This is a genomic window from Xanthomonas sp. NCPPB 1826, from assembly GCF_056725285.1.
This window is the reverse complement of the sequence record NZ_CM161521.1, coordinates 3,772,871-3,788,188: the sequence shown is the minus strand read 5'-3', so window position 1 is coordinate 3,788,188 and position 15,318 is coordinate 3,772,871. Positions and strand designations below refer to the sequence as shown.

The 15,318-nt window shown below is 66.5% G+C and carries 10 protein-coding genes; 4 read left to right on the top strand and 6 right to left on the bottom strand.

Annotated features, from left to right (window positions below; all coding sequences use genetic code 11):
* The first annotated feature begins 31 nt into the window (after positions 1–31).
* From rluD to AC1PLA_RS15960, 4 genes are all read left to right on the top strand, one after another.
* Positions 32–1,027: a 23S rRNA pseudouridine(1911/1915/1917) synthase RluD gene (gene rluD / locus AC1PLA_RS15975; RefSeq protein ID WP_481104917.1), complete on the top strand. Its 996-nt coding sequence runs from the start codon at positions 32–34 to the stop codon at positions 1,025–1,027.
* Position 1,028: 1 nt separating this feature from the next.
* Entirely contained in the window at positions 1,029–1,844 is an 816-nt protein-coding gene (gene pgeF / locus AC1PLA_RS15970; protein ID WP_481104916.1) for a peptidoglycan editing factor PgeF, read from the top strand.
* 2 nt (positions 1,845–1,846) lie between these two features.
* Complete coding sequence (locus AC1PLA_RS15965; protein ID WP_481104915.1) at positions 1,847–2,371, top strand: DUF4166 domain-containing protein; 525 nt, start codon at positions 1,847–1,849, stop codon at positions 2,369–2,371.
* A gap of 70 nt (positions 2,372–2,441) precedes the next feature.
* The gene (locus AC1PLA_RS15960; protein ID WP_481106214.1) at positions 2,442–2,867 is read left to right on the top strand and encodes a thiol-disulfide oxidoreductase DCC family protein; all 426 of its coding nucleotides are present in this window, start codon (positions 2,442–2,444) and stop codon (positions 2,865–2,867) included.
* A 275-nt stretch (positions 2,868–3,142) separates the two neighbouring features.
* On the opposite strand, the gene AC1PLA_RS15955 is transcribed toward AC1PLA_RS15960, so the two are convergent.
* The 6 genes from AC1PLA_RS15955 to AC1PLA_RS15930 all read right to left on the bottom strand — a co-directional run bounded on the left by AC1PLA_RS15955 (position 3,143) and on the right by AC1PLA_RS15930 (position 15,115).
* Positions 3,143–5,011: a methyl-accepting chemotaxis protein gene (locus tag AC1PLA_RS15955; RefSeq protein WP_481104914.1), complete on the bottom strand. Its 1,869-nt coding sequence runs from the start codon at positions 5,009–5,011 to the stop codon at positions 3,143–3,145.
* 530 nt (positions 5,012–5,541) lie between these two features.
* A complete protein-coding gene (locus AC1PLA_RS15950) occupies positions 5,542–7,980 on the bottom strand; it encodes a glucose/quinate/shikimate family membrane-bound PQQ-dependent dehydrogenase (protein WP_481106213.1) in 2,439 nt (812 codons plus the stop codon).
* 622 nt (positions 7,981–8,602) lie between these two features.
* Entirely contained in the window at positions 8,603–9,970 is a 1,368-nt protein-coding gene (otsA, locus tag AC1PLA_RS15945) for an alpha,alpha-trehalose-phosphate synthase (UDP-forming) (RefSeq protein WP_047127075.1), read from the bottom strand.
* On the bottom strand, positions 9,967–11,745 hold the full coding sequence (locus tag AC1PLA_RS15940) for a glycoside hydrolase family 15 protein (protein WP_104600112.1): 1,779 nt from the start codon (positions 11,743–11,745) through the stop codon (positions 9,967–9,969). The genes otsA and AC1PLA_RS15940 overlap by 4 nt, the downstream gene beginning before the upstream one ends.
* 48 nt (positions 11,746–11,793) lie before the next feature.
* Complete coding sequence (gene otsB / locus AC1PLA_RS15935) at positions 11,794–12,552, bottom strand: trehalose-phosphatase (RefSeq protein ID WP_226427338.1); 759 nt, start codon at positions 12,550–12,552, stop codon at positions 11,794–11,796.
* 127 nt (positions 12,553–12,679) lie between these two features.
* Positions 12,680–15,115 (bottom strand): TonB-dependent receptor plug domain-containing protein, encoded by a 2,436-nt coding sequence (locus tag AC1PLA_RS15930; RefSeq protein ID WP_481104913.1) that lies wholly within the window; start codon positions 15,113–15,115, stop codon positions 12,680–12,682.
* Positions 15,116–15,318 lie beyond the last annotated feature (203 nt).

Below are 15,318 nucleotides of genomic sequence, written 5' to 3'. Positions count from 1 at the left end.
AATTCCCGCTTTTGCCTGAGTGCCCGTGTCCATGTCCGACCCATCTGCCGACCCCCTCGACCCGTCCATCCGCCAGGCCATCGTGCCCGACAACGCCGCTGGACGCCGTTTCGACGCGGTGCTGGCCGAGCTGTTCCCCGAATTCTCGCGCTCGCGCTTGTCGGAATGGATCAAGTCCGGCGATGCGCTGCTGAACGGGGAAATGGCGCGCCCGCGCGACACCTTGCGCGGCGGCGAGAGCGTGCAGGTGCAGGTGGTGCTGGAAACCCAGACCCACGCCGCGCCGCAGGACATCCCGCTGAGCGTGCTGTACGAAGACGACCAGGTACTGGTGATCGACAAGCCGGCCGGGCTGGTGGTGCACCCGGGCGCGGGCAATCCGGACGGCACCCTGGTCAACGCCTTGCTGTTCCGCGACCCGGCGCTGGCGGCGGTGCCGCGCGCCGGCGTGGTGCACCGGCTGGACAAGGACACCAGCGGTGTGATGGTGGTGGCGCGTACCGTGCAGGCGCAGACCGCGCTGGTGGAACAGCTGTCCGCACGCGATGTGCATCGCCAGTACCTGGCGGTGGTGGTGGGCGCGCTGGTCTCCGGCGGCACCGCCAACGCGCCGATCGACCGCCATCCGCGCGATCGGCTGAAGATGGCGGTGCGTGACGACGGCCGCGATGCGGTCACCCATTACCGCCTGCGCGAGCGCTTCCGCGCACACACCGCGCTGGAATGCCGGCTGGAAACCGGGCGCACCCACCAGATCCGCGTGCACATGGCGCATCTGAAGTCGCCGATCGTCGGCGACCCGCTATACGGCGGCGCGCTCAAGCTGCCCAAGGGCGCCACCGACGACCTGGTGCACGAGCTGCGTACCTTCAAGCGCCAGGCGCTGCATGCCGAAACCCTGGAATTCCTGCACCCGGTCAGCGGCGAGTCGGTGCGCGCCAGCGCGCCGGTGCCGGCCGACCTGCAGCGGCTGATGACGGCCCTGCGCGAAGACAGCGCACGCGCCGCCGAGCTGGCACGCCGCTGACGTGGCCGCTGCCGCGCCCTTCGTGCTGCCGGCCGACTGGCCGGCGCCACCACGCATCCATGCGCTGACCACGCTGCGCTACGGCTTGGGCGGCTCGCTGGCGCCGTTCGACACGCTCAACCTCGGCAACCGCCACAGTGCCGATGGCGACACGCCGGCGCAGGTGGAACGCAACCGGGCGCTGCTGGTCGAGGCGCTGGCACTGCCCGGCACTCCGCAGTGGCTGCGTCAGGTGCACGGGGTGGAGGTGTTGCGTGTCGACGCGCCCGTGCTCGCGCCCGGCGAACAGCCGCCTGCAGCGGGCATTGTCGCGCCAGGCGCGCAGGAACCGGTCGCCGATGCAGCGGTATCCGCCGTGCCCGGCGTGGTGCTGGCGATCCTCACCGCCGATTGTCTGCCGGTCGTGCTCGCCGCTGCCGATGGCAGCGAAGTGGCCGCCGCGCATGCAGGCTGGCGCGGCCTGGCCGACGGTATGCTGGAGCGCAGCGTGGCGGCGATGCGCACGCCGCCACAGCAGGTGATGGCATGGTTGGGGCCGGCCGCAGGGCCGCAGGCCTATGAAATCGGTGAAGACGTGTTCAACGCCTTCGTCGCGCACGATGCGCAGGCGCAACGCGCGTTTGTTGCGACCCGTCCGGGGCATTGGCGGGTGGACCTGTATGCGTTGGCGCGTCAACGCCTGCGGCATGCCGGTGTGCCGGCCAGCGCCATCCATGGCGGCGGGCTGTGCACCATCTCCGAGCCGCAACGTTTCTTCTCGCATCGTCGCGACCGCCGCAGCGGACGCATGGCCACGCTGGCCTGGATCGCGCCCTGAGCGTGCCGTTGTTTGCGCAGGTGTTGGGGCAGGACGCGTTCGCGCAGCTGCCTGCGCCGGTGCGCGCGCTGCATTCGGTGCAGCAGCGGCAGACCTTCGTCGGCCGGGCAAGGATTCAACGCGGCACGCATGCGCTGGTCCCGTTACTGGCGCTGTTGAGCCGCTTGCCGCGCAGTGGCGAGGTGGAGGTCGAAGTGGAGTTTCTCACCGACGCGACGGGCGAGCGCTGGCATCGGCGGTTTGCTGGTCTGCCGATGCATTCGCGCCTGTGGCGCGAGGGCACGCGCCTGCGCGAACATCTGGGCGCAGTGCGGTTTGAATTCGCGCTGCGCGCCGACGCGCAATCGCTGTACTGGCAGGCCACGCGGGTGTGGGCATTGGGCTGGATCCGGTTGCCTGCGCGCTGGTTCGAGCAGGTGCGTTGCTGCGAGCATGCCGACGCCGGGCGTTACGGATTTCTGGTCGACGTGCACTTGCCGCTGGTCGGCCCGTTCATTCGCTACGAGGGCTGGCTTGAATCGCGTTGATCCACCGCTTGTTGACGTGTCTCAGCTGGAGTCGTCTCGGTTGGAGCCTGCTCACTCGAAGCCGTCGCGCGTGGAGCCGCCCGGCCGTCAGCCAGCTGCTGTGCCCGCGACCATCGTGTTCGATGGCGTGTGCCTGCTGTGCAATGGCTGGGTCAGGTTCCTGCTGCGTCACGATCGACGCGGGCGTTATCGCTTTGCCGCAATGCAGGGCCAGGCCGGACGTGCGCTGTTGCAGCGGCATGGCCTGGATCCGGACGACCCGTTGTCGTTTCTGCTGGTGGATGACTGCGGTGCATGGACCGACAGCGACGCAATCATGCGGGTGCTGGCCGGGTTGGTCGGATTCTGGCGGCTGTCCACGGTGTTGCGCGTGGTACCGCGTCGCATGCGCGACATCGGCTATCGCCTGATCGCACGCCATCGCTACCGCTGGTTCGGTCGCACCGAGCATTGCATGCTGCCGAGCCCAGAGCAGCACGAGCGGTTTCTCGACTAGCGCCCACCGCCCACGTAGGAGCGCACCTGGGCGCGATGCGGCGTTATCGATAAAGCTCCGTCGCGCCCGGGTGCGCTCCTACGACTGCGCGCTGATTTCTATGATGGCTTGTTGATACGGGGTGTTGGTCGGCCGCGTGCGTTGGATCTGTGGTGGCGGACAGGCATGCCTGCTCGGTGTAGGAGCGCACCTGGGCGCGATGGGGGCATTACCGGGAAAGCTTCATCGCGCACAAGTGCGCTCCTACGGTGATTCTGCGCTTCAGTGACGGCGGCTTACGCGGCTGCGTTTTTGAAGCTTGCGGGCGCTGCTTTCGGGTTGCCGCCGTGCGCGGGCTGCAGGCGGAAGATCGACACCGCATCGGCCAGTTCCACGGCCTGTTCTTCCAGGCTGCGTGCGGCGGCGGTGGCTTCTTCCACCAGCGCGGCGTTGCGTTGGGTGACTTCGTCCAGTTGCGCGACGGTGCGGTTGACCTGTTCGATGCCGCTGGATTGCTCGGCGCTGGCGGCGGTGATCTCGCTCATGATGTCGGTGACGTGTTTGACCGAGCCGACGATCTCGCGCATGGTCGCGCCGGCGCGGTGCACCAGGCCCGAGCCCAGTTCGACCTTGTCGGTGGAATCGGCGATCAGCGTCTTGATCTCCTTGGCCGCATCGGCCGAGCGCCGCGCCAGCGCGCGCACTTCCGAGGCGACCACCGCAAAGCCGCGGCCCTGTTCGCCGGCGCGTGCGGCTTCCACCGCGGCGTTGAGCGCCAGGATATTGGTCTGGAAGGCGATGCCGTCGATGACGCCGATGATCTCGCCGATCTTGCGCGAGGCAGTGCTGATCTGGCCCATGGTGGACACCACATCGTCCATCACCTGGCCGCCGTTCTGCGCGACTTCGCCGGTGCCCACCACCAGCCGATTGGCCTGCAGCGCGCTGTCGGCGTTCTGCTTCACGGTGGAGGTGAGCTCTTCCATGGAGCTGGCGGTTTCTTCCAGATTGGCGGCCTGTTGCTCGGTGCGCTCGGACAGGTCGGTGTTGCCGGCGGCGATTTCCACCGCCGCGCGGCGGATCGTGTCCGATGCGATCTGGATGCCGCCGATGATCTCGGTCAGCCGGGTCACGGTCTGGTTGGTGTCGTCGCGCAGGCGCGCAAAGATGCCATGCGCATCGCCATCCACGCGCTGGGTGAGGTCGCCTTCGGCCAATGCGCCGATCACGCGCGCCAACGCGGCCAGGTGGGTTTCCACCGAGTCGTAGATGCGGTTGATGCCCTGCGCCAGCGACAGCAGCACGCCGTCCATGCCATCGATCTGCATGCGGCGGCTGAAATCGCCGGCCGCGGCGGCATCGATGATCTGGATCAGCGCCTGCTCGGCGTTGACCTGCGCGGTGACGTCCATCCACTGCGCGATGGTGCCCAGCTTGGTGCCGTCGGCGGCGATGATCGGGCTGTAGACGAAGTCGATCTGGCGGCCGAAGAACGGCGCGCGCACCGCCTTGGAGGCGGTCAGCGCACGCATGCGGTCGATCGCGGCCTGGCTGTCGGGATAGATGTCGCCGATGCTGCCGCCGACGAAGCCTTCGGCATGGAAGCTGGGACGGAAGCTCTGCACATCCGGCTCGATCAGCTTGAGCATCGCCAGCAGTTTGCGGTTGGCGAACAGTACCTGGCCGTCGTCGTCGGCGATGCGGATCATGGTGTCCAGATCGTCCAGCGCCTTGATCACGAACTGGCCGTGGCGCAGGCCCTGTTCCATCACATCGATGCGGATGGCCAGCTTGTCCTGGGTCGCCTGCAGGGCGTGCAGCAACGGCGCGAGTTCGCCGGAGGCGTTGCGCAGATCCAGACGCTGGAAGCGCCCGTCACCGATGGCCGTCACCGTGCCGATCGCCTGTTGCAGTTGCGCCAGACCGCGACGGCGCGCCCACCACCACAGCCCGGCACTTGCCGCGCCCAGCACCAGCAGCGCCGGTAGCAAGCGGCCCAGCCCAGCCCAGATGCTGCCGGGCAGCAGCGTGGCGGCGTAGAGCGTCAGCGAGGCCAGCAGACCGATCTGTGCAGCGGCAGGCAGCCATGCGGCCGTGCTGGCACGCGCAAGGTTCCGGCCGGAAGGCGGGCGGGAGACGGCGGTGGCATCGGATGAGGGCGACATAGGCTGAGTCCAACTGAGTGATTCGGAGTGGGGAGCGGCGTCCTGCGCTGCATGGGCTGCTATGGGGTATCGGCGGCCGAGCCCGAATCATGACGGCGTGAAATCACCGTTCGTCGGAATCTGCCGACCAGACCCCCGAAAACACCGATGTAGTTGATTTGGAAGCGGTTTCAGTGCGGCCCGATGCACTATGGAACCGCGATTTGCAGCCGAACACCGGCCTTGCAATTGTAAATTCCGCGTGAAATATCAGCGGGTGCCGTAAACACTCCGTAGGCCTCGACGCCACCCAATCCGATCGCATGCACGCAATCAAGACTGACCAGTGGCGTCATCAGTGCGACGCCACGAACACGCATCGAAGAGCCGGGAATCGGGAATCGAGCGAGGCATCAACCCAGCCGAGCCCTGAAAGACGACAGAAAAGCGCCTTTCCCATTCCCGAATCCCGATTCCCGATTCACCAAAAAAAAACCGGCCATCTCACGATGACCGGTCTATCGATGCTAACTAGCTGACGCTACACCGGCTTACTTCGCCGGCTTGGCGCCCGCGTCGTCGGGCAGCGCCCAGGCGATCACGCTGTCGCCCGACTTGGTTTCCATGCGGTCGTGTCCACCCACGGCGGCCACGATGTACTGCTTGCCGTCGATGGTGTAGCTCAGCGGAGCGGCCTGCGGGCCGGCCGGCACGCGGGTCTCCCAGACCTGCTTGCCGGTGCGGGTGTCGAAGCCGCGCATGAAGTCGTCCAGGGTCGCGCCGATGAAGGTCACGCCGCCGGCGGTGGCCAGCGAGCCGCTGTTGTTGGGCGTGCCGATCTCGAACTTGGTCTTGGACGGGATGCCCATCGGGCCCTGGTCGTAACCGGTGCCCAGCGGACGCCGCCAGATCACCTGCTGGGTGCGCAGGTCCACGCCGGAGATGTAGCCCCACGGCGGTGCCACGCACGGCGTGTTGAGCGGCGACATCCACGGCTCCTTGCGGGCGCCGTAGGCCAGGCCCTTCTGCGCCATGTAGCCCGGCGTCTTGCTCTTGCCGTCGAACACCGAGACCACGCCCAGTTCATTCATCTTTTCGCGGGTGTAGACCTGCAGGGTGTAGGGCAGGCGATTGCTGTTCATCACCATGATGCCGCGCTGCAGATCGACCGAGACGCCGCCCCAGTTGATGCCGCCGTGATTGCCGGTAAAGGCCAGCGAGCCCTGCAGGGTCGGCGGGGTGAACATGCCTTCGTAGCGCAGCTGCTTGAACTGGATGCGGCAGGCCAGCTGGTCGAACGGGGTCATGCCCCAGGCGTCGGATTCGACGATGGTTTCGTACTCGCGGCTCGGTGCGCCCACGGTATTGGGCATGCCCGGCGAGATCGGCTGCGTGGCCGCGGTCCAGTCGCCGTGATCGGTGCCCTGCGGCACGGCGATCTGCTTGACCGGCATGAGCGGGGCACCGGTGGCGCGGTCCAGCACGAACACCTGGCCGGACTTGGTGGCCTGGATCACCGCAGGACGGGTAGCGCCGCCGGCGACCGGCCAGTCGACCAGATTCGGCTGCGGGCCGATGTCGTAATCCCACAAGTCGTGGTTGACGGTGCGGAAGTGCCAACGCTCCTTGCCGGTGGCCGCATCCACGGCAACCAGCGAGGCGGTGTATTCCTCATCCTGCGGGGTACGGCCCTTGCCGAAGAAATCGCCCGAGGCATTACCGGTCGGCAGATAGACCAGGCCCAGCTCGTCATCGGCGGCCATCAGCGACCACACGTTCGGGGTGGAACGGGTATAGGTCTGCCCGGCCGGCGGCTCGGCGGTGATCGCCGGGTTGCCCAGGTCCCAGGCCCAACGCAGCTGGCCGGTGAGCGCATCGAAGCCGCGCACCACGCCCGACGGCGCATCGCCTTCCTGGCCGTCACGCACCTGGCCGGTGGGCTGGATCACCACGCCGCGCATCACCACCGGCGGCGAGGTCGGGCCGACGAAGCCCGGCTTGGTGTTGCCGGTGCCGGCGTTGAGATCGACAAAGCCGTTGTTGCCGAAGCTGGTGCACAGCTTGCCGGTCTGCGCGTCCAGCGCGCCGAGGCGGCCATCGACCATCGGCCAGAAGATCCGCGTCGGGCACTCGGCGGTGCCTTGCGGGGCCTGATAGTACGACACGCCGCGGCAGGTGGTGGCGGCAACGCCGGCCATCGCCTTGGGGTTGGTCTGCGGGTCGAAGCGCCAGCGCTCCTTGCCGTTGGCCGCTTCCACCGCGATCACCTTCTGGGTCGGGGTGCAGATGTAGAGCAGGTCACCGACCTTGAGCGGGGTGTTCTGGAAGGCGTAGCCCAGCTTGGAGCCGGCCGGCTTCAGATCGCCGGTATGGAACTCCCAGGCCACCTTCAGGTTCTTGGCGTTCTCCGGGGTGATCTGCGCACCGGGGGTGTAGTGGTTGGACAGGTTGGAGCCGGCGTACGAGGTCCAGTTGCTGGCATCGTGATTGGCCGCGACGTTACTGTCCGGGCTGGGCACGTTGGCGCGGCTGAACGGCGTCGCGTTCTCGGCCGGCAGCTTGGAGGCATCGGCCAGTTCGACATTGCGCGGCACCAGCAGCGGCCACAGGATCAGCGTCGCGCCCAGGATCGGCAGCACGCCGGTCACCAGCACATAGCCCAGTCCCGACAGCGGCTGCATGCGGCGACGGGCCACGCCCCAGAACGGCAGCAGCACCAGACCCAGCACCGACATCCAGGCCAGACGCGGGACCAGGCCCCAGCCATCCAGGCCCACTTCCCACAGCGCCCAGGCGATGGTGGCCGCCAGCGTGGCGCCGAGCAGCCACAGGCCGGCACGCTTGCCCAGCGCCAGCAACACGCCGGCCAGGAACAGGCCGATGCCCGCCAGCAGGTAATACCAGGAACCACCGACGGCGACCAGGCGGCCGCCCTCGTAGGCAAGCACCGCACCGAGCACGGCGATCACCACGGCATAGATCACCAGCAACCAGGTGCCTAGTCCACGTTTTGAGGATTGATCAGTCATTTTGAGATGTCAGGAAGGACCCAGGCACCGGCAGGCGGTGGCGAGTCGTGGAGGGAGCAAGATCACAGGCTGGCAAAGGGCGGCCTTGGATCTAACAAAAACGTCCTAAACCAGAACGCCGGGATATGAACGCGCAGCCCCTCCCAGGGTCCTCAGCGCTACTCATATGAATATTTTAGACCGCAATGACGGTTGTGTCCGTGACGGAATAAGAACCAGCGTTCCAGGCTGTGCATCCGGGGCGCTGGAATTGCTTAAATCCGATGCGGCTGGAGATTGCGGTGGGTGTCAGGCGGTGTTGGGTGCATTCGCGCGGTGGCAAATGCAGGATCCTGCAGTAGTTCTATTGAGTTATTGACTCAAGCGGTGAGGCGGGGATTTGGCATTCGGGAGTGGAGATTTGTAGAAGCTGGAGTTTGCGCTTCGGACATTTCCACTTGTACGTGCACGTCCACTTGTACGTGCACGCGTACCCTCATCCGCCCTTCGGGCACCTTCTTCCGAGGGGAGAAGGGGCGTGCTGCAGATGCGCAGCGCTTCTGTTTGCCAACAGCATGGTGCTGACAGCTTGCGGAAACCTGATTCAGATATCTGCAAGTGCCTGCAGGTAGCGCTGGCGCCAGTGGTTAATGTTGTTCTTGCGCAGGTGATCCATCATCGCGCTCCAGCGTTCGATGCGTGTTGCCAGTGGCATGCTTGCTGCCGTTGCGATCGCGTCGGCCACGCCGTCCAGATCATGCGGATTGACCAGCAGTGCCTCCTTCATTTCATCGGCTGCACCGGCCAGCAGCGACAGCACCAGGACGCCTGGATTCTGCGGATCCTGCGCCGCCACGAATTCCTTGGCGACCAGGTTCATGCCATCGCGCAATGGCGTGACCAGGCCAACCGAGGCCGCGCGATAGAAACCGGTCAACGTCGCATGGCTGAAGTTCTGATTGACGTAACGCAGCGGCGTCCAATCCGGCTCGGCATGTCCGCCGTTGATATGGCCGGCGATCTGTTCCAGTTGCCCGCGCAACTGGCGATACTCGTTGACGTCGCCGCGCGATACCGGCGCGATCTGCAGATAGGTCAGGCTGCCGGATTGGTCCGGATAACGCTCCAGGTAGCGCTCGAAGCCCTGGAAGCGTTCCGGCAGGCCCTTGGAATAATCCAGCCGGTCCACGCCGATCGCCAGTTGCCGGCCGCGCAGGCTTTCGCGCAGGTCGCGCACCGCCTGCTTGCCGACCGAGGCCTTGGCCTGGTTGGCGATCAGGTCGGTATCGATCCCGATCGGGAACGCCGCGGCACTGAAGCGACGCCCGCCGGGGCCTTCGACGATGTCGCCTTCGAGAATGCGGCCACCGCCGAACAGGCGCACATAGGCCTTGAAGCGTTCTGCATCGCGCTGGGTCTGGAAGCCGACCAGGTCGTACGCGTAGAACGTACTGAACAAGCGCGCGTGATCCGGCATCGCCTGCATCAGGTCGGCCGAGGGCATCGGCACGTGTAGGAAGAAGCCCATCTTGCAGCCCACACCCAGCTCGCGCAGCATCGCGCCCAGCGGAATCATGTGGTAATCGTGGATCCACAGCGTGTCGCTGTCCTTCAACAACGGCGCCAGCTTTTCTGCGAACAGCCGGTTGACGCGCATATAGCCTTCGCGGGTGGCGCGGTCGTAATCGACCAGGTCCAGGCGGAAGTGCAGCAGCGGCCACAGCGTGCGATTGGCGAACCCGTTGTAGTACGAATCGATGTCGCGCTTGTTGAGGTCCATGGTGACGAACTTGATGTCGCCCTCGGTCTGCTCGTGCATGCCGCCGCTGTCGCCGCGCACGGTCTTGCCGCTCCAGCCGAACCACACACCGCCGCGCTCCTTGAGCGCAGCCAACAGACCAACCGCCAGCCCGCCGGCGCGGTTTTCGCCGGGCACTGCAACGCGATTGGATACCACCACCAAACGACTCATGACGCCTCCTGCCAGCTCCGCGACAAGCGCATCGCTGCGATGATCAAGCCCACATGCGAATAGGTCTGGGGGAAATTCCCCCAGGCTTCGCCGTCTTCAAACGATAAATCCTCCGACAGCAAGCCGAGGTGATTGCGGCGCGAGAGGATGCGTTCGAACAATTCACGCGCCTCCTCCTTGCGACCGATCGCGGCCAGCGCGTCGATGTACCAGAACGTGCAGATGGTGAAGCTGGTTTCCGGCTCACCGAAGTCATCCGGTGCGATGTAGCGATACAGCGCATCGCCATGCTTGAGCACGCGGCCAACCGCTTCGACCGTGCGCACGAAGCGGCTGTCGTCGTTGGCGACGATGCCGATATCGGCCAGCAGCAACAGCGATGCGTCCAGGCGATGACCGCCCAGCGTATCGGTGAAATGCCCGTGTTCTTCGCTCCAGGCCTCGCCCAGCACGCGTTCGCGAATCGTGTCGGCGCGCTCGCGCCAGTACACGCTGCGCTCGGGCAGCACCAGCCGGTCGGCGATCTTGGACAGCCGGTCGCAGGCAGCCCAGCACATCGCGGCGGTGTAGGTATGCACTTCGGCGCGGCCGCGGAATTCCCACAGGCCGGCATCGGGCACGTTGTGCAGCGCGAAGGCGCGCTCGCCCAGCGGCTCCAGGCGGCGGAAGGTGTCCGCATCGCCCTGATCCTTCAGGCGCAGATCGAAGAACAGCTGGGTGGAGGCCAGCACCACGCTGCCGTAGACATCGTGCTGCTGCTGGATCCAGGCCAGGTTGCCGCGGCGTACCGGGCCCATGCCGCGGTAGCCGTCCATCGTTTCGACTTCGTGCTCTTCCAGCTGCGATTCGAACCCGATGCCGTACAGTGGCTGCATGGTGCCGTCTGCGGTGGCGATGTTGAAGATGTAGCCGATGAACTGCTCCATCGTGCGGGTGGCGCCCAGGCGATTCAGCGCACGCACCACGAATGCGGCGTCGCGCAGCCAGCAATAGCGGTAGTCCCAGTTGCGCGGGGTGTTGGGCGCTTCCGGGATCGAGGTGGTCATCGCCGCGATGATGGCGCCGCTGTCTTCGTATTGGCACAACTTGAGCGTGATCGCGCTGCGGATCACCGCTTCCTGCCAGTCGAGCGGAATCGACAGGTAGCGCACCCATTCGCGCCAGTATTCTTCAGTGCGTTCCTGCGCTTCCTGCACGTAGCCGGTGAGCGAGCGGGTCAGCGATTCGTCCACGCCCAGCACCAGGTTGACCGGGTGGCTGAGGACGAACGGCAGGCCGTCGCGCACGAAGCGTACCGGCACGTCGGTGGTCAGGCGCAGGGTGAATTCGGGCAGCACCCAGCGGATGTGATTGCTGCCCCAGGTGGTTTCCGGGCTGCGCCCGCCCCAGTCGGCCAGCGGGCGGGCGCGCACGATGATGCGCGGGTTGCCTGCGAGCGGGCGGATCTGCCGGATGATGCTGACGGGCCGATAGAAACGCCCGTTGTTGCGCCAGCGCGGTGCGAAGTCGATGACTTCCACTTCGCCGCCGTGGTGGTCGCGCAACACGGTGCGCAGCACTGCGGTGTTGGGCAGGTAGTGTTGCTCGCTGCTGGCGAAGTCCTCCAGCTCCACCGCAAAGTCGCCGCCTTCGCGCTTGGGCGAGAGCAGTGAACAGAACGCCGGGTCGCCGTCGAATGCCGGCAGGCAACTCCACACCACGCGTGCCTGCCGATCGACCAATGCCCCAAAGCTGCAGTTGCCGATGACGCCCAGATCCAGGTTTGGCTCGGTCATGGAGTGCGAACGATCCTTTTGAAGAAAAGAGGGGAAGGCGCGCCGCGCTCAGGCCTGGCGCGCGTTGCGTTGCAGCCACGCATGCACGTCGGCGGTACCGTCGACGCGGAAGCGCGCGCTGGTTTCGGCGCGATCGCCGACCAGCACGCTCCAGCCGCCGAGGCGATTGGCTGCTTCGAAACCGAATTCGTCGGTGAGGTCGTCGCCGACAAACACCGGCGTGCGGCCAGCGAATGCGCCCTGCTGCATCAGCTGTTCGACCGCCAGGCCCTTGTTGCTGCCTTCGGGGACGAATTCGACCACGTGATCGCCCGGTTGCAGGCGGTACCCGGAAAGCTGGGCGATTTCCTGCTGCGCAAAGGCGAGCACGTCGGGGCCGGCCAGCGGCTGTGCGCGCCAATGCAGCGCGACGCTGACGCCTTTGTCTTCGACCAGCACGCCGGGGTGCCGGTGCGTGAGTGCGGCGGCACGCTGATGCAGGCCATGCAGCCACTCGGAGGTGTCCTGCGGCATCGCCGCACGTGCGGCGGTGTCGCTACGCAGTTCGTGTCCGTGCAGGCCGGCGGCCGGAAGCAACAATGGCGCGAACAAGGCGTCCAGTTGCGACAGCGGTCGGCCGCTGACCAGTGCCACGGCGCCATGCAGGCGGTCACTTAGCTGGCCGATGGCCGCGCGGACCTCGGGCAGGAGCCGCACAGCCTCGGGGCTGTCGGCGAAGTCGATGAGGGTACCGTCCACGTCCAGAAACAATGCGCAGGCATCGTCCAGCAATGGCGGCGACGGAAGGGGGGAGTGCACGTCTGCCATCGCGCTAGTGTGCGCAAGGCGATGTGATATTCAGGTTATGCAACGGCGGGGAGTGGGGATTCGGGAGTGGGGATTGGCGATGCGCCGCCCTTGCCAATCCCGAATCCCCGATCCACCCATCCCGGCGTCAGAACGAGTAGCGCACCCGCCCATACCAATACGCGCCGTTGCTGCCGATCGGCGAGAGCACGTCGTACGGCAGGTTGCCGAAGTAGGCGATGTCGTCGATGGAGCGGTCCGAGTAGTTGTCGAGAATGTTCTGGCCGCCGACCGCCAGCGTCCACTGCGTGCCCAGGTGGTACTCGGCTTCCAGATCCAGCTGCCATTCCGCGCCGTAGGTCTGGCGTGGCACAAAACCGCCGCCGAAGTCGAACACGCGCGTGGCGCTGCCGTAGCGATTGACGCGGGTCTGCAGGTTCCAGTGTTCGTTGTTCCAGTTGGCGGCCAGCGCGGCGCGCGTGCGTGGTGCGGCATCGGTGAGCGTGTTGCTCTCCTCGACACCGAACAGCACGTAGTCCGGGTCCAGCGCGAGCAGCTGCGCGGGGGTGCCGATGACGTTCTTCAACTCGGTCTTGGCGTAGCTGTAGGTGCCGGTCAGCAGCAGGTCGCCGCCGAAGGCGTACTGGCGCCAGTTGCCGACCAGCTCGGCGCCGCGGGTGCGGGTGTCGGCGGCGTTGAGGAAATAGCTGGCGCTCTGCACGCCGGCAACGGCGAAGTTCTGCTGCACGAAGTCGGTCAGCGTGGTGCCGGTGATGTCTTCGGACAGCGCGATGCGGTCGTCGATATCGATCTGGAACAAGTCCAGCGACAGGTCGAAGTGATCGCCCAGCTGGCTGGTGAAGCCCAGGCTGTAATTGAGCGATTTTTCCGGCTTCAGGTCGGTGGCACCGAGCGCGCGTGCGATCGGGTTGTTGACCGACAGCAGGCGGCCCTGGGTCAGGCGGCCGGCGGCGTCATAGCCGGTGGAGGTGGCTTCGTAGCCGATCTGGCTGAGCGAGGGCGCACGCACGTTGTTGGAGACCGCACCGCGCAGCGCGAACGCCGGGGCGAAGGCATAGCGCGCCGCCAGCTTGCCGGTCCACTGGCTGCCGAAATCCTGGTAATGCTCGTAACGGCCGGCCAGGTCGGTGGAGAACTTGTCGCCGAACTGGCTGGACACGTTGGCATAGGCGCTGGCCACGTTGCGCGACAGGTCGGCCTCGTCCTGCGGGGTCAGGCCGCCGCCGGCCTGCGAGCCGGTGGGGCGATCGGTGAACGGGCCGGCCGCATAGCTGGCAGGGTCGCCGGCATGGGTGCGGTATTGCTCGCGGCGGAATTCGGCACCGGTGCCGAAGGTGTGGGTGGCGCCGGCCGCATCGAACACGCGGGTCAGATCCAGGTTGCCCACGGTCTGCGCAAAGGCGAAATCGCCGGTTTTGAAGCGGGTGGTGCTGCCCGGGCCGAGCGAGGCGTTGAGCGAGTTGCGCAGCCGGTAGGTGAAGTCGTTGCGGCCGTAGTTGACGCTGGCGTCGTAGTCCCAGCTGCCGAGCTGCCCACGCGCGCCGGCGACGATCTGCAGATCGCGGTTCTCGCCATCGGAAATCGGGCGGTAGCCGTTGGGATAGATCTCACGCCAGTTGGCGCTGCCGTCCGGGTAACGGAAGTAATTGGCGCCTTCGGTGTCGCGCTGGTTGTAGGTACCGAAGGCGTAAAACTCGCCGGTGGCGCTGAAGGGCACCTTGGTGTTGAGCCAGGCGTTCAGGCCCTTGGTGGCGCCATCGCCGAGCACGTAATTGCGCTTGCCGGCCAGCGCCAGGTTGGCCGGGGTCTGCTCCTCGAACGACGGAATCTGGTCGAAGCCGGCGCGGTTGGTCGCCTCGCGATTCTTCAGCTCCAGGCCGACCTTGAAGAAGCCGCCGTCATCGCCGAGCAGGCTGCCGACCTTGGCGCTGGCGTAGCTGGTCTGGCCATCGGTGACGCGGCGATTGATCGGCTCCACGTCGGTGTTGTAGGCGCCGAAGCTGGCTTCCAGCTCGCCACGCTCGGGGTTGTCGTCCAGGATCACGTTGATGACGCCGGCGATCGCGTCCGAGCCGTACTGCGCGCCGGCACCGTCGCGCAGCACTTCGATGCGCTTGATCGCATTGATTGGGATGGAATTGAAATCCACCGGCGTGGTGCCCTTGCCGATCTTGCTGTCGGTATTGACCAGCGCCGAGGTGTGGCGGCGCTTGCCGTTGACCAGCACCAGCACCTGGTCGGGCGAGAGCCCACGCAGCTGCGCGGCACGGATATGGTCTGCACCACCGGAGTTGGACTGGCGCGGGAAATTGAACGAGGGCAGCAGCGCCTGCAGCGCGCTGCCCAGCTCGCCGTTGACCACGCCAGCCTTGCGGATGTCCTCGGCGGTGAGCACGTCCACCGGCACGGTCGATTCCAGCACGGTGCGGTCGCTGGCGCGGGTGCCGGTGACGATCACGGTGTCCAGCGTGGTGGCGCCGGGGGCGGCCTGCTGGGCCTGGGCGTTGGCGCTCAACACGGCGGCCACGGCCAGGCCGATAGCCGAAAGGGTGGGGCGGGTCATCTTTCTCTCCTGCGACAGCAACTGCGAACGCGCCGCGCGGACGGCATCCGGCCGGGCAGGGGCGCAAAGGGGTTCGGATCGTCCACATTCATCCGGATGGAGAGATATTATCGCGTTGTTCAGGCGCGTGCGAGATGGCACAGTGCGCGCACGCCGGCATCAGCTGATGCCGGCCCTGCATGAGCCCGCCCCCCCCGATCCGT